Genomic DNA, 21,647 nt, shown 5'->3' on the forward strand with positions numbered 1-21,647 from the left:
GCGGAGATCTACCTGGGGACAGCCGCCCGGTCGCCCTCCCGCAGTTGGTAGGCGAGCCTTTCCTCCTCCTCGCTCACCTTCCGGAACCCGGCGCGCGAAACCACCGCCTGGGACGGAACGTTGTCCCTGTCGATCATCGCGAACAGGGTCCGTACGTCCTCGCGGGCGAAGGCCCAATCAGCCAAGGCCCGCAGCGCCTCGGTCGCGTACCCGTTGCCGCGGGCGCCCTCGACGAGGTCGTAGCCGATCTCGGCCCGCCCCTCTTCGTCCGGGACGCCATGGAAGCCCATGCCGCCGACCGCGCGGCCGTCCTCGCGCCGAACGAGGGCGAAGACGCCGAACTCCGGGCGGTGGACGCCTCCTTCGTACGCCTTGAGCAGGAAACCGGCCGCCTCGCGCGTGCCCTCGAAGGGGCCGCCCTCGACCCACTCGAAGCCGCCGTCACCGCCGGCCACCAGGTCGCGCGCGGACGCGGGCGTGATGCCCTGCAGGGTGAGGCGTTCGGTGGTGTGGACGAGGTTGTTGTTCCAGCGCCAGTCGGTGACCGGTGCGCGGCCGGGAAGTTCGCCGCGGCCGGTGGCCCACAGGAGGGTGCGCCAGTGGTCGGGGCCGGGCCGGACGTGCGGGAAGATCCGGCTGAGGGCGAACTCCGGGAGGGCGGACGGGGGTTCGTACTCCAGGCCCAGGCCGCCCGCGATGTCGTACGTGTGCAGCAGCACCTCCGTGACACCCATCGCGGCGAAGCCCTCGCGGTTCGCGCTCCGGAAGGGGTACGGGTGGTAGGCGCGGACCTCGCGCGGGGTGGTGCGGATCGCCGCGGCGAACAGGGCGCCGGCCGTCTCGACGACATGCAGCAGGCCCGTGTTGTCGGTGCCCTCGTCGAGCTTCATCTCGAAGGGGACGTAGGTGTCCTGGGCGCGGCCGGCCAGATTGGCGGCGTACGCGACCAGGCAGTCCGCGATGTGGAACGCCGTCTCATGGACCGTCCACTCCAGCCCGGCCGCCCGCACGGCCGTCCAGTCCCGCTCCACCGCAGGCCGCAGCGCCGCGACACAGCTCGCGACGGCCTCGTCCACCCGTTCCCCGCCCATGGCATGCATGAGGTGCAGGGTAGGCGAACGGGTGGACCGACTCACTTGGATTTTCGGTCCTGTGCCCACCAGTCCTCGGCCTCGTGCCGGAGGCCGAGTTCCGTTGCCCTGGCGGCGACTTCCCGGAAGGGACGCTGGACCATGAGGGCGGCGGCAGCGATCTCGGCGAGTCTGACGGAGCGGTTCCGGCGCTGTTTCGCGGGTCCGTCGGCACGGGTGTCCGGGGCGTTGAAGGAGCGGATCAGGAGTTCGTCGTAGGCCGGATCCTCTCTCGGATACCCCTTGCGGGACACTTCTCGAAGGCTGGATCTGAGCGTTGCGACGGGGATGTTGACGAGGTTCGCGGCCACGCGGACGCGGGCGGAGGTGGCCCGTTTCGTCAGGGACACCGACAGCGTCCGGCCGGGTTGTGACGTGGGCACCGGCCCCCAGGAGTCCTTCAGTCTCTTCTCCCGCACGGCCACCGAACTGCTCGACGGGCCGCTGAGCACGATGAGCAGCCGGTCACCGCGCTCCGCCCCGGAGAGCAAGCCCGCCACCTCGCCGTTGATCACATTGGGTGTGAACCACGGCGACTGGACGAGCCGCACCTGGTGGTAGCCCCGCTTCGAGAGTGCGGTGGCCATGAGCTCCAGGTCGGCGGGGACGAAGGGCAGGGAGCTGATGCCCGGTGCCTCGTACTGTGCGACCCCGATGAGCAGGGCTCTGTAGCGCGCCATCGTGGCAGCGCCGTCAGGACGGTCGCCTGAAGGTGAGTGTCAGCCCGCGTGTCCCCTGTATCTGACCGGTGCCGATGAGCTGGATGCCGCCCGCGGCGGTCACCTGGAAGGTGAGCTGTGCCTCGGCCAGTGGCAGGGTGCCGCCGCGCGCCTCCGCGTCGGCGAACAGCTGTTGCAGGGCGTCGACGGTTTCGGCGAGGTTCTTGCGCAGCGGACCGAGAGGGACGGAGCGCAGCACGGGTTCGCTGTCCCCCTGGCGGCCGAACAGCCCCATGGAGTCGTCGGTTGCGTCTTCCGTCGTGACCGACACCCAGAACGGCAGGCTCGGTTCGCCGAGCTCCTCTTCCGTGGCCATCCCTCAGTCCTTCCCCCGCGGCGCCTACAGGCCAACCTTATGGCCTGCAGGGGTGGTTGAGCAGGCGAAGCGGCGAGGTTCCGCCGATACCCCGTCAGGCGCCGAGCAGCTCCAGCTCGGCGGCGAGGTTGTACCGAGCCGTCGCCTCCCACTTCTCCCGCCCGTACGGCGTTCTGAACAGCCGTGGCAGATCGAGCAGTTGCCGCAGGATCGCCGAGCGGCCCTCCCGGAAGGCGTCGCTGGGGACGAAGTGGTACTCCTCGCGGACGGCGGTCGTGTAGGCGGCGTACGCGGACGGCGGCGAGGCGAGGATCGCGAGGTCGGCGTCGCACAGGACCTGGCCGTTGCGGTCGTCGTCGGCGGGGTCGTGGCCGACGGTGAGCCGCACCAGCCGGGCGACCTCGGCGGTCCGGTCGTCCGGTACGCCGGCTTCGGGCAGGGCGCGCTCGGCGAGCCGCGCGGACCGCTCCTCGTTCTCGGAGCGCTCGGGGAGATAGACCGCGTCATGGAACCAGGCCGCGAGACGGACGAGGTCCGGATCGTCGGCGTACTCCTCCAGTACGTCGATGTGGTCGAGGACCGCCGTGAGGTGCGCGAGCGTGTGGTACCGCCGCTGCGGCTCCTGCCAGCGCGCGAGGAGGTGGTCGGCGTACGGAACCGGGTCCGGGCCGGCGGCTGAGCCCCGGGCCCCCTCCAGGGTGCGGCTCCATCGGCTGCGCAGGACGTCGAGATCGGCCATACCCGCATTCTCCCGCCGATCACCCCGCGCCCCTAGCGTTGACCTCATGACAACGACTGCCGACGTACGCGACCCCGAACTGCCCGGACGCCTTCTGACCGGCGAGCGCGACACGCTGATCCCGATTCTCCGCGCCCGCCCGGACGCGGACTTCGCCCTTCCCACCACCGCCTGTCCCGGCTGGACCGTCCGGGACGTTCTCGCGCACTGTTCGTCCGCGCTGCTACGGGTGGTGGAGAGCCGTTTCGAGGAGGGAGTCTTCTCGCCCGAGTGCAACGACCGGGACATCGCCGAGCGTGCCTGGGGGCACCTCCCACGCCTTTAAGGCAGTGGGGGAGGACGAACCAGCAGGTCGTCGACGAGCTGGAGCGCGGGATGACCGAGGCCGGCCCGGTGATCGCCAAGACGGGCGGGCTGCTGGACAGGGTCGCGCTGGGCGAGTGGGTGCACGCGGGCGACGCACGGGACGTCTGGGGAGAGCCGGGCGCGTACGCGGGCGCCGGCCTCCCCGAAGCCCTCACCCTCCTCGCCCGGATCACCCGCGAGCGGGGCCGCCTGCCGCTGCACGCCGACCTCGACGGTGGGGGCACCTCCCACGCCTTCAAGGCAGTGGGGGAGGACGAGCCGGTGCTGCTGGGGGAGACGAGCGGGGAGCGCAACCCGGCGCGCTTCATCGGCGACGCGGCCACGCTCGTATGGCTGTACGCGGGCCGTGCGGTGCCGGAGGGCACGTCGTACGAGCTGGTCGGAGCGGAGGCGGCGGAGTTGAACATGTTCCGATGACGGCCTGAACATCTCCTCCGCGCAGGGGGCGATCTCGCGGTCGTCCACCCCGGCGTCGTACTCTGTGATCCTGAGATTGGACTAGACCTGTAGCCGCTCCCAGGGGAACACCGACGGAAGGGGTCCTATGAGCACGCGTGCAGTCCTGGAGGTGATCGCCCTCGACGTCGAGGACGCGCTCGCCGCCCAGGCCGGAGGCGCGGACCGCCTCGAACTGGTCACCGACATGGCGTCCGACGGCCTCACCCCGCCACCCGCCACGGTCGCGGCCATCCGCGCCGCCGTCGGCATCGACCTGCGCGTGATGCTGCGACTGGAGGACGGGTTCGCGGCGGGTGCGGTGGGGCGGCTGGTGCGGGTCGCGCGCGACATGCGGGCGGCGGGGGCGACGGAGTTCGTGCTCGGCTTCCTGGACGCGGAGGGGGGTGTCGACCTGGCGGCCGTGGAGCGGGTCGTGGAGGAGCTGGACGGTTGCCGGTGGACCTTCCACCGCGCGATCGACCGGGCGACGGACAGGGATGCGCTGAGAAAGCAGCTGGACGGGCTGCCGGGGCTGGACACATATCTGACGGCGGGGTCGGCGGCGGGCGTCGACGACGGCCTCCCCACCTTGCTCGCGGAGGCGGCGAGGCAGGGGGAGCCGGGGTACGAGCAGCAGCTGCTGGTGGGTGGCGGGCTGAGGCTGGAGCACGTGCCGCGGCTGCGGGCGGCGGGCGTGGACGCGTTCCACATCGGTGGAGCGGTCAGGCCGGGCGGTTGGGGCGAGCCGGTGTCGGCGGAAGCGGTGCATGCCTGGCGCCGCTCCCTGGACATCCCTTTCAGCCTTCCAGCTGCTCCGGCAACCCCGCCGCATGCGTGACGATCAGCCCCGAAACCGCCCGGGTCAGCGCCACGTACAACCGCCGTAGACCGGTTCGTTCGTCAGGTTCGCCGTCGACCACGGCCTGGGGTTCGTCCAGCACCACGTAGTCGTATTCCAGGCCCTTGGCCAGCGATGCCGGGACGAGGGTGAGGCGGGTCTCGGCCGTCGTCTCCTCACCGGGGGCGAGGTGGCCGATGCCGGCCTCCGCCAGCGCCTCCGCCAGAGCCGGGATACGGGCGTCGGCCGCGATCAGCCCCGTGGACCCTTCATTCCGCAGCAACTCCTCGCACGCGCGCACGACTTCGGCCGCCCCGTCGATCTGCCGAAGATCGAAGAACCCGGGATTCTCCCGCACCGAAGCCACCGGAGTCAGCCCGGGCGCGATGGACGGAAGCAGGCGCGACGCATACGTGATGACATCCGTCGGCACACGGAAACCGGCGGTCAGCTCCTCGATCACCCCGTCCGACTTGCCCAGATGGGACAACGCCTCGTCCCAACTCCGCGTCGCCCAAGGGGTGGTGCCCTGCGCGAGGTCCCCGAGGACCGTCGCCGAACCGGTCGTGCAGCGGCGCCCGACCGCGCGGTACTGCATCGGTGACAGATCCTGCGCCTCGTCCAGCACCACATGCCCCAGGGAGTGTGTGCGCTGCACGATGTCGATGGTCTCGTCGATCAACACCGCGTCCGCGGCGGACCACTTGGCGGCCTTCACCGACCGGACCGCCCTTTTGCCAGATCCAGGCAGCGCCCACAGGATCGTCTTCTGCTCGTCCTCGTCGAGGATCCCCTGTGCGTGTACGGCGAGAAAGTCCGCGTCCGTGAGCAGCCGCAGCACGAGCTTCGCCGGGTCGACCGGCGGCCAGACCTCCTTCACGGCCGCCTTCACCGCCGCGTTGCGGGCCACCGCGTCCTGCACCCGGTCGTCCGGCGCCTCGCCCGACCGCTCCATCTGCACCAGCACGGCATGCGCGATGCGCTGCGGAAGAGCCTCGCGGGCGGCGCCGTAGCGGATGTCCCGGTCGAGCAACTCACGGACGATGTCCTCGAGTTCGTACGCCGGTACCCGCCACCTCCGCGACCCGCGTACGACGACCACCGGCTCGGCCGGCATGGTCACGTGCGAGTAGACCGCCCGCCGCAGCACCTCCGCCATCCTCGCGTCACCCTTGACGATCGCGGCGGCCGCGTCGTCGGTCCCGCGCACCTCCACATGGCCCACCAGGTCGTCGACCGTCGCCTGCTGGACCGTCAGCTCGCCCAGTGCGGGCAGCACTTGCTCGATGTAGTGGAGGAAGGACCGGTTCGGTCCGATGACGAGTGTGCCGGTGCGGGCGAGGCGGTCGCGGTGGGCGTAGAGGAGATACGCGACCCGGTGCAGGCCGACGGCCGTCTTCCCGGTCCCCGGACCTCCCTGCACACACACGGTCCCGCCCAGGCCGCTCCGTACGATCTCGTCCTGCTCGGGCTGGATGGTCGCGACGATGTCCCGCATCGGGCCGACACGCGGCCGCTCGATCTCCTGCTGGAGCAGTTTGCTGGTGCGGGCCGCCTCGGCCGGGTCGGAGAGGTGCTCGTCCTCGTACGCCGTGATGTCGCCGCGGGTGTACCCGAAACGGCGGCGCAGCGCGATGTCCATCGGGTCCTTCTTGGACGCCCGGTAGAACGGCTGCGAGACCGGCGCCCGCCAGTCGATGACCATCGGGTCGCCGTCTTGGTCGTGCACATGCCGGCGCCCGATGTGCAGTGTCTGATAAGCAGCCTCCGGCTGCGGGCGTTCGCCCTCCGCGCCCTCGGCCCGGTCGGCGCCGGGGGAGTGCAGGTAGTCGAGGCGGCCGAAGAACAGCGGGGTGTCGCTGAGGTCGGCCAGCGCCTTGATGCGCTCCTCGATCTGGCGGGCCAGGACCTCGGCGTTGACCCAGTTCGCGGTGACGTCTCTGATGTCGAGGGACTCGACGTCCTCGCGCATGGCGCGGAGCGCCGCACGGGAGCCGGAGAGGTGGGCGCGCTCGCGGGACAGGGGGTCGTCGTCGACGGGCGTGGACAAGGGAGTGCCTCCGAAGGTGCTGCGGGCTGAGGTCTGCGGGTGCCGACCGGTTTCCGTCCGGGCGGCGGCCCTCCGTGAGGGAGGCGGGCAAGAGCGGAGATTTTAGATGAGGGGACGGAGCGGTTGCCAACCGATTTTCCGGGCCCTTGTGTCCGTCCCCTAGGGGATCGCCCCTCCCTCCGCAGGGGGAGGGCACACCCACAGGGGGTACCCAGGTATCACAGGAAGTGGGGACCTTGGGCCGATGCCCCCTTTATGCGACGGGAGCCACCATGGAGTCATGAGTGCAGCGACCCTCACCCCAGCCCCCGGTCGCCCGTCCGGCGCGACCCCCCTGTCCGACCTCCACGGCACCCACCGCCTGGGCAACGCCCTGCGCGCGATCCGCGTCTTCGCCGGTGCGGCCTTCGACGTGGTCATACTCGGCGAGTACGGCGAGGAAGCGGGCGTCCGCCGCAAGTGACCCCGGTGTCCTCATCGACGGCTGAGTAGGTGATCGGCCGCCGGATGAGTACGCACACCGGTGCGGCGCCCCCCGCCGCCCCGCTTCACTGCCCGTCGGTGCTCATGACCCACCTCGTGATGGGGTTCACGCTGCCGATGCCGTGACCGCAGCCGGTTCGAGCAGTGGGCCCGTTCAGCCCTCGGCGCCCTCGGCCAGGATCTCGTCGGCGTCCACGATCCGGTAGGCGTACCCCTGCTCCGCCAGGAACCGCTGCCGGTGCGCGGCGAAGTCCTGGTCGAGGGTGTCGCGGGCGACGACGGAGTAGAAGTGCGCCTTGTGCCCGTCGGCCTTGGGCCGCAGCACCCGCCCGAGCCGCTGGGCCTCCTCCTGCCGGGACCCGAAGGTGCCGGACACCTGAATCGCGACGGTCGCCTCCGGCAGGTCGATCGAGAAGTTCGCGACCTTGGAAACGACCAGCACGCTGATCTCCCCCTCCCGGAACGCGTCGAAGAGCTTCTCGCGCTGGGCGTTGGAGGTCTCGCCCTTGATGACGGGGGCGTTCAAGTGCTCGCCCAGCTCGTCGAGTTGGTCGATGTACTGCCCGATGACGAGGATCTGCTGCCCCGCGAACCGCCGTACCAGCGCCTCCGTCACCTTCCGCTTGGTGGCGGTCGTCGCACAGAAGCGGTACTTCTCCTCCTGCTCGGCGGTGGCGTACGCGAGCCGCTCGGAGTCGGTGAGGTTGACCCGCACCTCGACACAGTCGGCGGGCGCGATGTACCCCTGCGCCTCGATCTCCTTCCAGGGCGCGTCGAACCGCTTGGGCCCGATGAGCGAGAACACGTCCGACTCCCGCCCGTCCTCACGGACCAGAGTCGCCGTGAGCCCCAGCCTCCGCCGGGCCTGCAGATCGGCGGTGAACTTGAAGACCGGGGCGGGCAGCAGATGCACCTCGTCGTAGAGGATGAGCCCCCAGTCCCGGGAGTCGAAGAGCTCCAGATGGGGATAGATCCCCTTCCGCTTGGTCGTCAGCACCTGGTAGGTGGCGATGGTGACGGGCCGGATCTCCTTCCGCGTCCCGCTGTACTCCCCGATCTCGTCCTCGGTGAGCGACGTCCGCTTCACCAGCTCGTGCTTCCACTGCCGGGCGGAGACGGTGTTGGTGACGAGGATGAGGGTCGTGGACTTGGCCTGAGCCATGGACCCGGCACCGACGAGCGTCTTCCCGGCCCCACAGGGCAGGACCACCACGCCACTCCCCCCGTGCCAGAAGTTCTCGACGGCCTGCTTCTGGTACGGCCGCAGCGCCCACCCGTCCTCGGCGAGCTCGATGGGGTGCGCCTCCCCGTCCACGTACCCGGCGAGGTCCTCGGCCGGCCAGCCCAGCTTGAGCAGCACCTGCTTGATCTGCCCGCGCTCGGAGGGATGCACGGCGACGGTGTCCGGATCGAGCCGCGCCCCGACCAGCGGAGCGATCCGCTTGGACCGCAGCACCTCCTCGAGCACCGGCCGGTCGGTGGTCGTCAGCACCAGGCCGTGCGCGGGATGCTTGCTGAGAGTGAGCCGCCCATACCGATCCATGGTCTCGGCGACGTCGACGAGCAGCGCGTGCGGCACGGGATACCGGCTGTACTGCACCAGCGCATCCACGACCTGCTCGGCGTCATGCCCGGCGGCCCGCGCGTTCCACAGCCCCAGCGGAGTCACCCGGTAGGTGTGGATGTGCTCGGGCGCCCGCTCCAGCTCCGCGAAGGCGGCAATGGCCCGCCGACACGCGTCGGCCTGCTCGTGGTCGACCTCGAGCAGCAGCGTCTTGTCGGACTGGACGATTAGGCAGGACACACATACCTCCGGAGATAGGGTCGTCTCATGACAGAACTAACGCCTGTCACAGCACGGGCTATGCCCCGTGCCCGACGCCGGAAGGGCGTCCCGGCCAGCGCGCCGGGGATGCGCGCCGCTATCTATGTTCGCCTATCGCGCGAAACCGACGAGACGACTTCGCCAGAACGCCAGCGCGCGGCCTGTGAGGCGTTGTGCGAGGCACGCGGCTGGGAGGTCGTAGCCGCCGAGGAAGACATTGATGTCTCGGGCTTCTCGCGTGGGCTCGACCGGCCGGGACTGCAACGCATCCTGACCAGGCTTGCCGAGCTGGACGTGATCGTATTCTTCAAGATCGACCGGCTTGCGCGCTCCACGGTCGACTTCGCGGAGATCATGAGACTCGCCGAGCACCAGAGCGTCGCGCTCGCGTCGGCGACGGAGCCGCTCGACCTCACATCGTCCATGGGCCGGGCCATGGCGAAGGTGATCGCGGTCTTCGCCGAGCTGGAGTCCGACACCATCGGGATGCGGGTGTCCAGCGCGCACGAACACCTGCGCCGAGAGGGCCGCTACACCGGCGGTCGGGTCCCGTACGGGTACATGGTCGTCCCCAACCCCAACGGGGCGGGCAAGGTCCTCGCGGTCAACGAGGACGAGGCCAAGACGATCAAGCGGATCGTGGAACGGGTCCTGGCCAAGGACTCGCTCATGCAGATCATCAACGACCTCAACAAGGAGGGCATCCCGTCACCCGGCCACACCTCACGCCAGACCACGGGCAAGCGCAGCGACTCCAAGCAGTGGTACACGACCACGCTGCGCAGCATGCTGGGCAACCCCCAGTTGCTCGGCCAGGTCATCGAGGACGGAAAGCCGATCCTGCGGACGGACGGCCTGCCGCTGGTCAACCGGCCGCCGATCCTCGACACGGACACCTGGCAGACGCTCCAGGACGAGTTGGAGCGCCGTGCCAACCCCGGTGAGAAGCGCCGGGAGGGGACGTCGCTGCTGCGCGGCATCATGCACTGCGGAGTCTGCGGCGAGCGCATGTACACCTTCAGCGGGCGCAACGGTCAGCTTCGGTACCGGTGCATCGGCCCGCTGAAGTACCGCCAGCGGGCGGCCAAGGGGGAGGAGAAGCAGGGCGTGAAGTGCTACGGGCCGACCGTGGCCGGGGTAACCACCGAGGAGCACGTCACCGAGCAGTTCCTCGCGAAGTACGGGCACCTTTCCGTGATGCGGATGGTCCAAGAGGTGGGCGAAGACTTCCGCCCGCAGATCAGGCAGGCAGAGGAAGCATTGGCCGACCTGCAAAAGGATCGCTATGACCGGGGCCTGTTCAGAGGCGACGACGGAGCGATCCGGTACGCGGAGCAGTACGCCAAGCTGGAAGAGCGACTGGCGACCCTGAAGGAGAGGCAGCGAACGGCGAAGCCGGGCGGTGTGAAGGCGGAGCCGACCGGCGAGACGCACGCCGAGCAGTGGAAGCGCTCGGACGTGGCCGGCAAGCGAGATCTGCTGTTGAACGCGGGCGGCTACGTGGAGGTGGCACCCGCGAGGCGTGGAGGCAAGAAGCTGGACACGTCGCGCCTGTCGGTGTACTTCGGCGAGGAGGGCCACATGCGGCGGGCGGCAGCGGCGAAGGAGAGCGAACGGGAGACCGAGGCGACTGACAGCCAGGGCTGACGCCGACGTCACCAGACACACGCAGCGGCGCCCCCACCGGACGGACGAGGTGGGGGGCGCCGCTTTTCTGTGTCAGGTCAGGCGGCGTGCTGGTCGGGGTTGTGCCAAGGACCGATGACCTTGATAGAGGGGCGGCAATACGACAGCGCCGCACCGTCGCGGGTTATGAACTCGACTGTTTCTGCAACGAGTTCACAGAGGGCGTCCCCCTCTGTCTCGGACAGTGCCGTCCTCAGCGTGGGGACGGACTCTGCCAGGTCCCATGAGGGGGAACTGAGGCGGAAGCCGCCGAGGGCGTGTGCGTCGGCGAGGCGGAACGAGAGGCGAGTACTGGGCTGGGGTTCATAGCGGGGTGCGGCTGTCAGCAGGCCGGCCTTGATGGATTCAGGACCGGAGATGACGACCCGCATTGAGGCTGATCGGGGCAGCACTTCGAAGTGGTCGGCTTCGTGGCTGTCGTGGGACGGCGATTGCCTGCCGAAGAGCTGCCCGATGACCGTGGCGACTTCTTCAGTCGCAGTGGAGACACGCCAGGAGCCTTGGCCGCAGTGGAAGCGGCCGACGAACGTCGTCTTGCGGTTGGTCATGAGAGATCCCCCTCCTGCTTGAGGCGTTGGGTGTGGGCGATGTCGTGGCGGACCTGGGCGGCGAGGAGTTCTTCGCCGGGGCGGTAGCCGCTGCTGAGGTAGGTCCACGAGGAGGCGGTGACGAGGGTCGTGTTCTCGTCGGCGGTGGGGAGGCCGGCGCGGGCACGGGCGGCTTCGGCCTGGGCGAGGCGCCAGGCACGGCGTACGTCGCGGAGTGCGCCGAGGGTGGTGGAGTAGGCGCGGGATTTGGTGGAGAAGTGGCCGCGGAAGCCGAGCATGTGAGCCCACTTCCAGAGCTTGAGGTGGGCGAGCTCAGCCAGGTGGCCGAGGGCCCAGGCGGTACGGATCATCTGCCGTACGTGCTGCTGAACGGGCAGGGCCTTGATGGCTTCGGCCTGTCCGGTGCCGTCGCAGTCGGCGCACCGGTCGTGGAAGCCGTCGGGGCCGCGTACGTATCCGCGTCCGGAGCAGGGGCGGCACATGAGCGTGCGGTCTACGGTGCCCGTCCCTTCGGCGTTCTTCGTGGCGTACTTGGCGACGTATCCGGCGACCTTGGCGTCTGTGTACTCGGCAACCCTGGCGTCGGTGAGTTCGCCGTCGCCCAGGGCGGTGATGGGATCGACCTTGTACCGGCCGCCCCAGGCGATGACGCGTTCGCCGATGGCGTCGGACTCGATGGTGAGCCGAGCGCTCTTCACGGCCAGGCCCACGGCGGCGCTCAAGGCGTCGAAGGTAGCCCAAGCCGGGGGCGGGCTGGTGTGTCCGTCGGGGCCGTCGAAGCGGATCACGGCGTGGAAGTGGACCAGGCCGCGCTTCTGGTACTCGGCGACCTTGGCGAAGGAGACGCGCAGGACGGAGTTCAGGGCCTTCTGCGTCACGCCGAAGTGCTTGGCCAGGGCACGGCGCAGGTAGGTGGTGAAGCGCGCCCAGAGCTGTCCGGCGTGGGCGTTCCACAGAACAGCGCCGGTGTAGTCGTAGGTGGCCGGGTTCAGGGGGGTGCCGAGTTCGGGGGCATCTTCGGCGTGGGTGTCGCCGCAGGCGCAGGGGCGGGGCTTGCCCACGTCGGCGGTGGGGCGGTTGTGGACGGGGCCGAAGGAGGGGGCGGTGAGGGTGACGAAGGCGCGGGGGTGGTCGCGGACGGTTTCAGCGACGTTCTTGCCGCCGGAGAGTCCGGCCTTGATGAGGTGGTAGGTGTCGGCGGCGTAGACGCGGGAGCAGGCGGGGCAGCGCGAGGAACGGCGGTTGCCGCAGGTGGTCAGCAGGCGTCCGGAGGGTTCGTCTTCGGAGCGGTAGGAGCGGACCACTTCCTTGGTGGTCTGGTCGGTGGTGATGGTGAAGCCGTGGAGGTTGACAGGGCTGGTGCAGCCGCGCAGGTCGCGTACTTGCTGCTGTACGCGGTCGAAGTCGTGGGTGTTGGCCAGTTCGAGCAGGTCCCGCAGGCCGGGGCTGATCACGTGGCGCGGGTCGAGGGGGCGGCGCATGAGTGGCGTGGTCTCCTTTCCGGCGCGAGGGTGGGACCTGCGGGCAGCAGCGATTCAGTGCGCTCGGGCTGCTGCCCGCAGGCATGGCAGGTCGGGCCCAGGGACGGGCGAGGTGGGTGGTGCCGGAAGGCCGGCGGGGAGAATGCGGCTCTACAGAGCGGCGTGAAGAGCCGTGGCCATGGGCAGGCCGATGCCGAGTCGCCTCTTGAGCTGGGTCGGAGTAATCGTTTCTCCGTGCTCGGTGTGATGGGACGCAGCGATGGAGCGCGCTTCGGTCAACAGCGGCTCAGGGACCTTGACCGCAGGCGCGGTGGGGGCCGGGGTCGGTTCCGGTGCGACGGGCGCGGGCTGGGCGGGGGACGGGGCAGGCTCTTGTGCCGGTTCCGTCTCGGCAGCCGGGGCCGGGGCGGTTGCCTCGGTGGTGACCGCGTGGAAGGAACGCAGGAGCTGGGGGCCGACCGCTCCCCAACCGAGGAGCAGCAGCGGGGCCACGGCGTCCACGGCGGCACGGCCGTAGTGCGCGGCGGTGATGGATTCGGCGATGTTGAGGGCCAGGGTGAGCAGGCCGGAGACGTGCATGAGGCGGGTGGCCGCCTTCATCTGCTCCGGCGGGACGCCCCGAAGGGACAGATAGCGCAGGGCGACCAGGAGCCCGACCACCGACAGGTCGACCATGGGGGCGATCAGGGGCGCAATGGGGGCGGGGACGCCCAGGCGCAGGGCAAGGGCCCAGACGTTACCGAAGGAGAAGACGAACGCCAGGGCAGCGATGATGCCCATGACGACAGTCACGGTGCGCTGGGTGATCCGGTCCTCAGACATTGGGAGTTCACCTCCTCTCGGTCTCGTGGTGTCGGCGGGGAATCGGTCAGGGCTTCGGGGCTATGCCCGTCCGGCGGGCGGCGTTCGGGCCGAGGTAGGTCTCCAGGACCCGACGTTCGTGGGTGTTGGCGACGCGGTAGGCGGCGATGCCGATCCGACCGGCCAAGTCGAAGTCCTGGGCGGTGATCGCCTTACGCATGTGCCGGATGTAGATCCTCATGACTCGGCGCATGTCAGGCCGCCATGGCGGGGGGCTCGGGGGCGTCCTTGGTGAGGTCCACGACCGTCCGTCCGGTCAGGTTCTCCAGGAGCCGGGCCGGGTGGTGCACCAGGTGGGTGGTGGCTTCGGCAACGCGGGCGGCGTCCTCGTCGGCGACGTAGGGGGTGCGGATGCGGATGAAGCCGGGGCGACCGTGCTGGGACATGACCGCGACACCGACGTACGCGGGGTCCTGGAGAAGGACCGGGCTCGCGTCGGGCCACTCGCGGATGTCGTCGCCGAGCGCGGCCACGGCGGCGTCAGCGGTCTTCTGCGCGAAGGACAGGCCGACCGGGCAGACATCACGGATGAAGGTGGGGATGGCGTCTCCGGTGGTCTTCTGCGTGGTCAGGATGGTCAGGAAGCCGACCGAGCGGCCCTTCTTCACCAGGTCCTCCGTGAGCCGGGCGTTCTCCGCCGCGAATGCCGCGAGCCGTTTCGTGGCCGGGTCGGAGCCCTTGTGGTCACGGAAGTAGGTGTGGGCCTCGTCGATAACGACGACGATCAGGGGCCAGTCCGCCGACGGGCCGACGTGCCACATGTTCTTCTTGCCCAGCACCTTGCGGATGCTCGCGGAGCGGGCACGGCGCAGCTCCACCAGTTCCTTGAGGAGCTTGTTCGCTTCTTCCAGGTCATCCCCGCAGAACGCGAACGCCCGCTGTACGAGGTCGGCGTAGTCGCCCTCGTAGGCGTGGGACACCTTCCCGTCGAAGAAGACGAACTGCACGGCCGGCGAGGGCGCCCAGTCACACACCAGCCGGTTCACGCACGAGGTCTTCCCGAAGCCTGGCAGGCCGCCGACAGCTACTCCGGGCACTTCCTTGAGGGGCACGAAGATGGGCATGCCGTACTCGTCCACCCCCAGGTCCCACTTCGCGTACTCCTCAGGCGGGCGGCCGGTAGGCACATGAACGGTCGGCGTGATCAGTGGGTCCATGCGCACCCCGCGCAGCATGACCTGTCCGGGCTTGTCCCCCGGCAGCGCTGACACGCGGGTCATACGCCAGGCATCCGCCAGGTAGGGGGCCGCCTTCTGGAACTCCGCCAGGCCGACGCCGGGCAGGCAGTTCGCCTGTGCGATCACCCCGTACGCGTCATGCGTCACCTTCAGCGTGGGGACCAGGACGCGCGGCTTGACGGCCTTGCCGTCCGAGTTCGACAGCGAAGCCAACGCGGTCGGCATCTTGTCGATGGCGCACAGCTTCAGCATCTGCGCGAGCCGCTTCCACGTCCGCCGCACCCGCACGGCCTGCCGGATGGACTGCCGCGTCATGGCATCGGCCCGCAGATAGCGGATCACCCACACCAGCGCCCACACGGCGATACCGGGCAGACCCACCCCGATCAGGACTGGGGCGTAGCCCATCACCTCACTCACGTCGTTCACGGTCACTTCGCTTCCTTCTTTCGATTCCGGTTTCGGGTGCGGTCGGCGAGTGTCGGCGCAGCGAGGATCAGGCAGATTTCCGCGCGCTGGACCGCGTCAGCAGGCGGAAAGCCGTGGTTCGCCCACATCGCCGCGACGAGGCGAACCCTGTCGTCGTGACCGGCGAGCGACAGGCAGATCTCTGCATGACGAAGAGCCGATGCGGGTGGAAAGCCCGCCCTCTCCCACACCGCCGCGACACTGTGAAGCTGGGTGTCGCGGCCGGTGCGGGAGAAGTCGGTGCCGCTCACGCCGTCTCAGCGGCCGGGGCCGAGCCGCCGACCAGGTCGAGACGGTCCGCGCGGTACGCGATGCCGTCCGAGAGCGATCCGTTGAAGATCCGGGCCCACGGGGTGGCGAACAGCTCCACCGGCATGACCGGCACACCCGGCTTGAGGCCGTTGGGGAGACCGGTCTCCGGAACGGTGATCTTCAGCGCCTCGGCGCGGTCCTCCTCCATGAAGAAGAGGGTGATCGTGAACAGCTTCGCGCCGGTTTCACGGTCCACGGCGAACTGTGTCTTCTCGGCGTCCGCGTACTTAGGCACAGCCATGTTGCCGACCATGAACGACGCCGACGGGAGCAGGCCAACACGGATGCGAGCCATGGGGGCACTTCCTTTCGAGTTGGGCCGGTAGGTCCGGCCGCACCACTACATAACCACGACACCCGCTACACATGCAACACCGGCACACCGATTGTCTCGCTACACACGCGACGCAAGGGTGACGCGGGTGTATCGCGTGTGGGGTAAGCGCCCGTATTCTGCGGGCATGACATTGCCGCTCGAAGACGACTCCCGGCCGCCTTACGTCCAGGCCGCCGAGGTTTTGCGTAGAGAGATCAGCACCGGCCGACTGAAGCCCGGCGATAAGCTGCCCTCTGCCCGCGCCCTCCAAGACCGGTATGGCATCGCAAGTAGCACCGTGCAGAACGCGCTACGGCTCCTCAAGAGCGAAGGGCTGGTCTACAGCGTCCAGGGCCGGGGCAGTTTCGTTCGCAACAGCGCCACCATTGCGCCAGCCGAAGCAGCCCCCGGCGAGCAGGGCCGAGAAGACCGGCTCGAAACAGCCGGCCAAGCTCCCGGCCCCAGCGCGGAATCCCTCGCCGAGGACATGAAGGCCATGAAGGCCGACATCAAGCGGCTTGAGGAGACGGTGACTCGGCTTCTGGAGATCGTGGAGGCTCAGCAGCAGAAATAGCCGTCGCCAACCTCTGCACCATCGCATCCAACCGGGCAACCGCCGCGCACACGTCGGTCAACTCCGCATCCAGCACGGCTATTTCATGCTCGGTCATTTTCCGCTCCCCGCCTTGCTTCCGTGCCTTTTCCGTGTCATCGCGCCGCCCAGGGTCAGGCGAATCCGGGCTTGCCCGCGCAGGCCAACCAGCAGCCATCGCGCCTGGTGAGTCAGGTCTACCGCTCCGACCGGACACGTTCGAAGGCTCCGGCCTCACGCTCCCGTCCAGCGGGCAAGAACCTTTCTGTGCGGCCCGCATGGCGGGAGGCGTGACCAACTGGCGCCCACTCGGCGAACAGAGCGAACCGAGAGATCCAGGCCCACGGCGAGGCGAAGAGGTCGGATTGCATGCGGCGCGCTCCGCTTGAATCCGAACGGACACTTCACCGCCCCCACGCCTTGCAACCAACACCACACATCTCCCTTCGTTCGCCGAGGAACATCAATGGTCCGGAGAATCGCCGGTTTGGCTAACCGGCGATCGTCGGCTATGTTCCGCCCCTCACGTCGAGGGGTGCCTATAGAGGTTCGCTTTTCGGGTCTGGTGTGACCCCGAGAAAATGTGACCCTCGCCACTCCCCAGCTCCAACCCTGGACCGATTTACCTGTGGATAAAGTTCGCCGGCGCCGGAGCAAATAGGCAGAAATGCTCCCATCCATCTCTATAACGGTTGCGGAGACGCGGAGCGGATTGGGAAGGCGCGGACATCGCATGGGCGCATGACCGGCCTTGGGCCTAGAGCAGCGTGTCGAGTCTCAGGTGATGCTTGACGGGTTGGCGTCGGGTGATGCTTGACGTCTGCCCTAGACGATCTGAGCTGTTCAGAGTTTCTTTACTGGATCAAGGCGGCCCGCCTACGGCGGGCCGCGCGCGCTGGCGGCCAAGGGCCGCCGCCGCTCCTTGTCTCCGCCACCGCTCCGGCGGCCCCCACCCGCTCAGCGCGCAGCCATGCCAAGGCGGACAACCAGAGCAGGAAGCAACCCGACCACTCCGACCACCAGGACCAGGCCGACGCCCACCAAGCACGATCGCGCCGACCAACTGCCCACCGCTTCAACGCCGCAGGACCCCAGCGACGCAGTCTGAGCCCAGTTGCCATGCTGCACGGGTGACGCCCAGGCCGGGGCGAGGCGCGGCCTGTGACGATGGAGGAAGCGTGGCTGAGGCCGGCGGGGGTTACTGGAAACACACGTGGCGGGTGCTCAGTCGGCGCACTCGCCGCCGTGGCTGACTTTCGGCGGTTCAGGTCAGAACCCTCTCCAACTCGACAACGCGGAGCCGGGGTTACAGCCGCACCCACATCCGGGCACGCCAACTACCCCGGTACCATCGGCATCGGGGTCCTGATCAGGGCTTCCGCGACCGGACCACCCGGAATGCTGTCCAGGCTGAGGGGTGGTCCGGTCTTCGTTTGTCGGGTGTAGTCGTAGGAGCGGCGTCGGTGTACCGGCGCTTCGTAGTCAGCTCAAGGCTTTGCCCACCTCGTAGATGGTGGGTCGGTCCTCTGGCGCGTGGCTGAGCATCGCGTCGATCAGTTCTCCCAATTCCCCTGGCGCCTTGACCGGCCGTCGCCGACCGTTCGCTACGGCCTCTCTCTGCACCGGGCGGGGAGCGTCGTCCGGGTACTCCATTGCCCGCCAGCCGGTGGCGGAGATGAGGAGCGAGGCGCCGAGCGCGTAGACGTCGGCTTCCGGTGTCGGCTCGGCTTCGCCCGTGTCGAGTACGCTCCGGGCGATCTCGGGTGCCTCGTAGTGGACGAGGCAGCCGCGGAACGGGAAGTCGTACCCCTCGGGTACGGGCGCGCCCTGGGCAAGAGCGAGGTCGATGAGGTGGGTTCGCTCCGTCCCGATGATGAAGTGGGCGGGCTGTAGGTCACCGTGGGCCCATCCCCTGGCGTGGAGTTCAGCCAGTGCCTCGACGCAGCCCAGCGCCACGCTGGTGTGCGGTGCGATGGACGAGCCAGGCCGACGACATGGCTCCCACAGCTGGTACAGGTCCGGCCCTTCACGCCACGGCTGGAAGTTCCAGGTTCCGCGCTCCCACTCGCCGTACGCGAAGTCGACGAAGCCGAGGCGATGGAGCACAGCCCCTTCGCGTGCGGGTGCGAGGGCGGTCCAGGGCTGGGCGGACCAGTCGGCCGTGGCCTCGATCGGATAGCCGACCTTCACGGCGTAGTGGCCTCGATGGCTCTCCACCTCCCAGACCATGGAGCCCCGGCGGTTGAGGACCAGGCGCTGGGCCGTCGGCATGAGCGCGTCGAGCACCACGATCGGCAGTTCAGGGGATGACCCGGACAACGTCTGTTCTCCTTCCAGGCGAACGCGGCCGACCACGATTCGAGGCCGGCCGCGTCGCTGCTGTCGTGTGCTACGCCTGACCGTAGGGACGGCCGCAGTCCGAGTCGCACTGCGCGAGGTTCCTGCCGTCCACGATCCACAGGTCATCGAAGACCATGAACCCGGCCGCCTTCATGGCACGCGCCGAGGTGATGACCTTCTCCGTGTCACGGGGCCCGCCGCCCGGCTTCGGGTTGTGGTGCAGAAAGCGGCCCGCGTACCGGTCGCACAGCCTCGCGTACTCTCGCGTGTGCAGGATGAGGGCGTGCAGGCCGAGGTCCACGTCGTCCGACGGAACCATGGGAACGGTGGCTGTGGCCGCGGTGACCAGGAAGGCGACCGCCTGGTCCGCGATCCGTTCGGCGCGCTGGCGCGACTGCCCGTTGTGGACGACCACGAAGTGGGTGAGGCTCTCGAACAGCTCCTCACCAGCCACTGCGCGACCGGTCTTCTGATCGTTCGCCGTTGCCGTCATGCGAGTACTCCTTGTGTGTGACGGTGCGTGGGTTGGATGGCCGACCCCGAACGGGGAAGGGGGAGCCGGGGAGTTGGCACCCGTCCGGGGCGGCCCGTCTACTGGCCCATGGCGAGAGCCATACCGATGACCAGGCCGCACGAGCCGCTGACCATGATCACGAACAGGACTCCTGCGTACCGGGCGACAGCGCGCATCACAGCCCATCCCGACTGTTGCCGTTCCTGATGGCCAGGCGCGCGCTCAGTTCCTCCCGTGGACTCGGCGCCACCACCTTGTCCGGCATGGCCTCCCATTCCGTGCCGCCGCCGATCGGCCTCATCTGCACCCGACCGCCGACCTCACCCATGACGACGCCGATCCGGTCTCGGGCGCTGTCCTTCGCCAGTTCACCGATGCCTGGTCTGGTCTGCTGGTTGCTCGCCATGAAACGAGCATCGCGACCCGGGGACCCTTGCTAAAAGGTCAGGCTGATTACCCAACTTGGGTAATATCGCGGCAAGTAGAGAACCAGCGACGTTGCGTAGCCCTCGCAGTGTGGGAGCTTGCCGATGCCCGACGCAGACCGGCCGCAGGAGCTGCCAGCCCGGCTGCTCACCGATCCCGAGATGATCGACGCGTGTCGAGTGCGGGACTTCGCCAGAGTCTTCCGGCTCGTGAAGACCAAAGCGGGCATCTACCCATCCATGATCGCCAGACGCTGTGAGCTGACTCCCAGCCGTGTCGGGGAAGTCATCGCTGGACAACGCCAGTTGCTCCACATGGATGTCATCGAGCGCATTGCGGATGGCCTACGCATCCCAGGACACATGCTCGGGCTTGCCCGTCGGACGTGGGAGACACCTCAAGCCCTCGTGGTCACCGAGCGAGAGGCTCCCCAGGAGCGAGAGCCTGAGCCGCAGACTCCCGCCGCCCTACCCGGCCCTGATGTGGACAGCATCCTGGCCCTGGCCACGCGAACGAGCCTGAACGCGGCCACACTTGAAGCCTTCCGCTCCTCCATCGAGGACTACTGGCGACGAGACGACCAGCACGGAGGCGAGGCACTGCGGCCGGCCATCGTCGGACAACTCCGCCATGTCGTAGGTCTCTTGAAAGAGAACCGACCGCCGTCCATCCAGAAAAGCCTGTACGGAATCGCGGCCGAACTGGCACGCCTCACTGGCTGGACCTACTTCGACGCCCGCCAGTACAACCAGGCCCGCGCGTACTTCACCGAAGCCCTGCAACTGGCCAAGGAGATCGACGATCGCCAGTTCATGGCCAACGTCCTTGCCTGCATGAGCTTGCAGGGCACATACCAGGACAAGCCCGCTGACTCGCTGGCCTTCGTGACTGCCGCCCAGGACCAGGCCCGTTCGGCCGTCGACACCACGCCACGGGTCCTGTCCATGCTGTCGATGCGCGAAGCCTTCGCTCACGCCACGCTCGGCAACACGGACTCCACCCACCGGGCCATTGGGGAGGCGCACCGCCACTTCGAGCGGATTCGAGTGAACGACCCGGACCCGTCCTGGGTGACGTACTTCGACGAGACGAAGCTGATCGTGGACACGGGGATCGCTCACGGGCGACTGGGCGAAGCAGCTACCGCCGAACCCCTGATCGCGGACGCGTTGCGGCGCGAGGCCCGCACCAACCAGCGCGGCCGGGCGTTTCACTCATTCTGGCTTGCCCGCACGCAGCTGGAGCAGGGCAAGCTTGACCAGGCATGCGAGACCGCCACACAAGCACTGGAACCGGCGTCGGCGGTGACCTCCGAGCGCGTGTCAGGTCATCTCAGGGAGTTCTACGAGCAGTTGGCCCCGCACAGGCAGGAGCCCGTAGCCCTGGCCTTCGAGGCGCGGCTACGGGCACTCCTCCCGCCGGTCAGCGGATCGCTTCGTCCATGAGCAGGTAGAGCAGACCGACGAGTGAGCCGCTGCTGACGACCTCCCGGCGGTCGATCATGCCTCGCACCTCTGAGAGGGGAACCCACTCGATGCGGTCGGACTCGTTCTTCTCCGTGGGCGGCCCGGCGTAGGTAGCGCCGTCGATCCGGAAGACGTGGTGCTGTGAGTCGGTGATCCCGTTGGCCGGCTCGGCGTAGATCAGGGGCTTGATGGGGCCGGGGCGCCAGCCTGTCTCTTCCAGGACCTCGCGGCCAGCAGCCTCTTCCGGGGTCTCGCCTTCTTCCACCAGGCCCATGGGCAACTCCCAGGCCCACGAGTCGGTGATGAAGCGGTGCCGCCACATCATCAAGACCTCTTGACGGTCGTTGACCACGGCGGCCACGGCCAGGTGGCGAAGGCGAACGACGTGGTACTCCCACCTGCGTCCGTCAGGCTGCTGGACGTCGACCAGACACAGATTCACCCACTTGTTGGTGTAGATCTGTCGCTCACCGTGGGTCTTCCACTCCATACCTGCGGCCCCTCTCGATCGGACTCCAGGATCTCAGACCAGTCCGACGCGTGGAAGCAAGTCCG

Annotated in this window: 22 protein-coding genes and 1 pseudogene; 6 read left to right on the forward strand and 17 right to left on the reverse strand. The window is 68.7% G+C overall.

Features of this window, described 5'->3' with window-relative positions:
• Window positions 1-8: 8 nt before the first annotated feature.
• From ACWC09_RS23820 to ACWC09_RS23835, 4 genes are all read right to left on the reverse strand, one after another.
• A complete protein-coding gene (locus tag ACWC09_RS23820; protein WP_450852588.1) occupies window positions 9-1,100 on the reverse strand; it encodes a GNAT family N-acetyltransferase in 1,092 nt (363 codons plus the stop codon).
• 32 nt (window positions 1,101-1,132) lie between these two features.
• A complete protein-coding gene (locus ACWC09_RS23825; RefSeq protein ID WP_450852589.1) occupies window positions 1,133-1,810 on the reverse strand; it encodes a hypothetical protein in 678 nt (225 codons plus the stop codon).
• Window positions 1,811-1,823: 13 nt separating this feature from the next.
• Window positions 1,824-2,165, reverse strand: coding sequence for a Pepco domain-containing protein (locus ACWC09_RS23830; protein WP_450852590.1), 342 nt, complete (start codon window positions 2,163-2,165; stop codon window positions 1,824-1,826).
• Window positions 2,166-2,259: 94 nt separating this feature from the next.
• Entirely contained in the window at window positions 2,260-2,904 is a 645-nt protein-coding gene (locus tag ACWC09_RS23835) for an HD domain-containing protein (RefSeq protein ID WP_450852591.1), read from the reverse strand.
• A 46-nt stretch (window positions 2,905-2,950) separates the two neighbouring features.
• On the opposite strand from ACWC09_RS23835, the pseudogene ACWC09_RS23840 reads away from it, so the two are divergent.
• Together ACWC09_RS23840 and ACWC09_RS23845 are read left to right on the forward strand one after the other, a co-directional pair.
• Window positions 2,951-3,687, forward strand: a pseudogene (locus tag ACWC09_RS23840) (maleylpyruvate isomerase family mycothiol-dependent enzyme).
• 127 nt (window positions 3,688-3,814) lie between these two features.
• The gene (locus tag ACWC09_RS23845) at window positions 3,815-4,546 is read left to right on the forward strand and encodes a copper homeostasis protein CutC (RefSeq protein WP_450852592.1); all 732 of its coding nucleotides are present in this window, start codon (window positions 3,815-3,817) and stop codon (window positions 4,544-4,546) included.
• On the opposite strand, the gene ACWC09_RS23850 is transcribed toward ACWC09_RS23845, so the two are convergent.
• On the reverse strand, window positions 4,506-6,596 hold the full coding sequence (locus ACWC09_RS23850) for a HelD family protein (RefSeq protein WP_450852593.1): 2,091 nt from the start codon (window positions 6,594-6,596) through the stop codon (window positions 4,506-4,508). The two genes, ACWC09_RS23845 and ACWC09_RS23850, sit on opposite strands and share 41 nt — an antisense overlap.
• A 280-nt stretch (window positions 6,597-6,876) precedes the next feature.
• Here ACWC09_RS23850 and ACWC09_RS23855 point away from each other — a divergent pair, with 280 nt between their 5' ends.
• Window positions 6,877-7,059: a hypothetical protein gene (locus ACWC09_RS23855; RefSeq protein WP_450852594.1), complete on the forward strand. Its 183-nt coding sequence runs from the start codon at window positions 6,877-6,879 to the stop codon at window positions 7,057-7,059.
• Window positions 7,060-7,233: 174 nt separating this feature from the next.
• Here the strand turns inward: ACWC09_RS23855 and ACWC09_RS23860 are convergent, their stop codons facing one another.
• Entirely contained in the window at window positions 7,234-8,883 is a 1,650-nt protein-coding gene (locus ACWC09_RS23860) for a DNA repair helicase XPB (RefSeq protein WP_450852595.1), read from the reverse strand.
• Between the two features lie 108 nt (window positions 8,884-8,991).
• On the opposite strand from ACWC09_RS23860, the gene ACWC09_RS23865 reads away from it, so the two are divergent.
• Window positions 8,992-10,551: a recombinase family protein gene (locus tag ACWC09_RS23865; protein WP_450852596.1), complete on the forward strand. Its 1,560-nt coding sequence runs from the start codon at window positions 8,992-8,994 to the stop codon at window positions 10,549-10,551.
• A 77-nt stretch (window positions 10,552-10,628) separates the two neighbouring features.
• Here the strand turns inward: ACWC09_RS23865 and ACWC09_RS23870 are convergent, their stop codons facing one another.
• The 7 genes from ACWC09_RS23870 to ACWC09_RS23900 all read right to left on the reverse strand — a co-directional run bounded on the left by ACWC09_RS23870 (window position 10,629) and on the right by ACWC09_RS23900 (window position 15,733).
• A complete protein-coding gene (locus tag ACWC09_RS23870) occupies window positions 10,629-11,138 on the reverse strand; it encodes a hypothetical protein (protein WP_450852597.1) in 510 nt (169 codons plus the stop codon).
• Window positions 11,135-12,619: a replication initiator gene (locus ACWC09_RS23875; RefSeq protein ID WP_450852598.1), complete on the reverse strand. Its 1,485-nt coding sequence runs from the start codon at window positions 12,617-12,619 to the stop codon at window positions 11,135-11,137. Before ACWC09_RS23875 ends, ACWC09_RS23870 begins: the two co-directional genes overlap by 4 nt.
• Before the next feature lie 150 nt (window positions 12,620-12,769).
• Window positions 12,770-13,441 carry a DUF2637 domain-containing protein gene (locus tag ACWC09_RS23880; RefSeq protein WP_450852599.1) on the reverse strand — a complete coding sequence of 224 codons (672 nt, stop codon included), beginning with the start codon at window positions 13,439-13,441 and terminating at the stop codon, window positions 12,770-12,772.
• A 46-nt stretch (window positions 13,442-13,487) separates the two neighbouring features.
• On the reverse strand, window positions 13,488-13,661 hold the full coding sequence (locus ACWC09_RS23885) for a hypothetical protein (RefSeq protein WP_450852600.1): 174 nt from the start codon (window positions 13,659-13,661) through the stop codon (window positions 13,488-13,490).
• 13 nt (window positions 13,662-13,674) lie between these two features.
• Entirely contained in the window at window positions 13,675-15,093 is a 1,419-nt protein-coding gene (locus ACWC09_RS23890) for an FtsK/SpoIIIE domain-containing protein (RefSeq protein WP_450852601.1), read from the reverse strand.
• Complete coding sequence (locus ACWC09_RS23895; protein ID WP_450852602.1) at window positions 15,090-15,377, reverse strand: hypothetical protein; 288 nt, start codon at window positions 15,375-15,377, stop codon at window positions 15,090-15,092. Before ACWC09_RS23895 ends, ACWC09_RS23890 begins: the two co-directional genes overlap by 4 nt.
• The gene (locus ACWC09_RS23900; RefSeq protein ID WP_327744189.1) at window positions 15,374-15,733 is read right to left on the reverse strand and encodes a hypothetical protein; all 360 of its coding nucleotides are present in this window, start codon (window positions 15,731-15,733) and stop codon (window positions 15,374-15,376) included. Before ACWC09_RS23900 ends, ACWC09_RS23895 begins: the two co-directional genes overlap by 4 nt.
• Before the next feature lie 166 nt (window positions 15,734-15,899).
• Here ACWC09_RS23900 and ACWC09_RS23905 point away from each other — a divergent pair, with 166 nt between their 5' ends.
• Window positions 15,900-16,328, forward strand: coding sequence for a GntR family transcriptional regulator (locus ACWC09_RS23905; protein WP_450852603.1), 429 nt, complete (start codon window positions 15,900-15,902; stop codon window positions 16,326-16,328).
• A gap of 1,500 nt (window positions 16,329-17,828) precedes the next feature.
• On the opposite strand, the gene ACWC09_RS23910 is transcribed toward ACWC09_RS23905, so the two are convergent.
• The 3 genes from ACWC09_RS23910 to ACWC09_RS23920 form a co-directional block, all read right to left on the reverse strand.
• Window positions 17,829-18,665, reverse strand: coding sequence for a protein kinase domain-containing protein (locus ACWC09_RS23910; protein ID WP_450852604.1), 837 nt, complete (start codon window positions 18,663-18,665; stop codon window positions 17,829-17,831).
• Between the two features lie 70 nt (window positions 18,666-18,735).
• Window positions 18,736-19,179: a glycine-rich domain-containing protein gene (locus ACWC09_RS23915; protein WP_450852605.1), complete on the reverse strand. Its 444-nt coding sequence runs from the start codon at window positions 19,177-19,179 to the stop codon at window positions 18,736-18,738.
• 196 nt (window positions 19,180-19,375) lie between these two features.
• Complete coding sequence (locus ACWC09_RS23920; protein ID WP_450852606.1) at window positions 19,376-19,606, reverse strand: hypothetical protein; 231 nt, start codon at window positions 19,604-19,606, stop codon at window positions 19,376-19,378.
• 124 nt (window positions 19,607-19,730) lie between these two features.
• Between ACWC09_RS23920 and ACWC09_RS23925 the strand changes: the two genes are divergently transcribed.
• Window positions 19,731-21,071 carry a hypothetical protein gene (locus tag ACWC09_RS23925; protein WP_450852607.1) on the forward strand — a complete coding sequence of 447 codons (1,341 nt, stop codon included), beginning with the start codon at window positions 19,731-19,733 and terminating at the stop codon, window positions 21,069-21,071.
• Here the strand turns inward: ACWC09_RS23925 and ACWC09_RS23930 are convergent.
• The gene (locus ACWC09_RS23930) at window positions 21,049-21,582 is read right to left on the reverse strand and encodes an NUDIX hydrolase (protein WP_450852608.1); all 534 of its coding nucleotides are present in this window, start codon (window positions 21,580-21,582) and stop codon (window positions 21,049-21,051) included. The two genes, ACWC09_RS23925 and ACWC09_RS23930, sit on opposite strands and share 23 nt — an antisense overlap.
• Window positions 21,583-21,647 lie beyond the last annotated feature (65 nt).

It is taken from the genome of Streptomyces sp. NPDC001617, assembly GCF_053596855.1.

What these genes read in the sequence shown, in the direction of transcription:
- ACWC09_RS23870 (WP_450852597.1), bottom strand. Translation starts at nt 11,138, where the DNA reads ATGACCAACCGCAAGACGACGTTCGTCGGCCGCTTCCACTGCGGCCAA.
- ACWC09_RS23875 (WP_450852598.1), bottom strand. Translation starts at nt 12,619, where the DNA reads ATGCGCCGCCCCCTCGACCCGCGCCACGTGATCAGCCCCGGCCTGCGG.
- ACWC09_RS23880 (WP_450852599.1), bottom strand. Translation starts at nt 13,441, where the DNA reads ATGTCTGAGGACCGGATCACCCAGCGCACCGTGACTGTCGTCATGGGC.
- ACWC09_RS23925 (WP_450852607.1), top strand. Translation starts at nt 19,731, where the DNA reads ATGCCCGACGCAGACCGGCCGCAGGAGCTGCCAGCCCGGCTGCTCACC.
- ACWC09_RS23825 (WP_450852589.1), bottom strand. Translation starts at nt 1,810, where the DNA reads ATGGCGCGCTACAGAGCCCTGCTCATCGGGGTCGCACAGTACGAGGCA.
- ACWC09_RS23920 (WP_450852606.1), bottom strand. Translation starts at nt 19,606, where the DNA reads ATGGCGAGCAACCAGCAGACCAGACCAGGCATCGGTGAACTGGCGAAG.
- ACWC09_RS23930 (WP_450852608.1), bottom strand. Translation starts at nt 21,582, where the DNA reads ATGGAGTGGAAGACCCACGGTGAGCGACAGATCTACACCAACAAGTGG.
- ACWC09_RS23830 (WP_450852590.1), bottom strand. Translation starts at nt 2,165, where the DNA reads ATGGCCACGGAAGAGGAGCTCGGCGAACCGAGCCTGCCGTTCTGGGTG.
- ACWC09_RS23835 (WP_450852591.1), bottom strand. Translation starts at nt 2,904, where the DNA reads ATGGCCGATCTCGACGTCCTGCGCAGCCGATGGAGCCGCACCCTGGAG.
- ACWC09_RS23855 (WP_450852594.1), top strand. Translation starts at nt 6,877, where the DNA reads ATGAGTGCAGCGACCCTCACCCCAGCCCCCGGTCGCCCGTCCGGCGCG.
- ACWC09_RS23885 (WP_450852600.1), bottom strand. Translation starts at nt 13,661, where the DNA reads ATGAGGATCTACATCCGGCACATGCGTAAGGCGATCACCGCCCAGGAC.
- ACWC09_RS23865 (WP_450852596.1), top strand. Translation starts at nt 8,992, where the DNA reads ATGCGCGCCGCTATCTATGTTCGCCTATCGCGCGAAACCGACGAGACG.
- ACWC09_RS23820 (WP_450852588.1), bottom strand. Translation starts at nt 1,100, where the DNA reads ATGCATGCCATGGGCGGGGAACGGGTGGACGAGGCCGTCGCGAGCTGT.
- ACWC09_RS23900 (WP_327744189.1), bottom strand. Translation starts at nt 15,733, where the DNA reads ATGGCTCGCATCCGTGTTGGCCTGCTCCCGTCGGCGTCGTTCATGGTC.
- ACWC09_RS23905 (WP_450852603.1), top strand. Translation starts at nt 15,900, where the DNA reads ATGACATTGCCGCTCGAAGACGACTCCCGGCCGCCTTACGTCCAGGCC.
- ACWC09_RS23915 (WP_450852605.1), bottom strand. Translation starts at nt 19,179, where the DNA reads ATGACGGCAACGGCGAACGATCAGAAGACCGGTCGCGCAGTGGCTGGT.
- ACWC09_RS23845 (WP_450852592.1), top strand. Translation starts at nt 3,815, where the DNA reads ATGAGCACGCGTGCAGTCCTGGAGGTGATCGCCCTCGACGTCGAGGAC.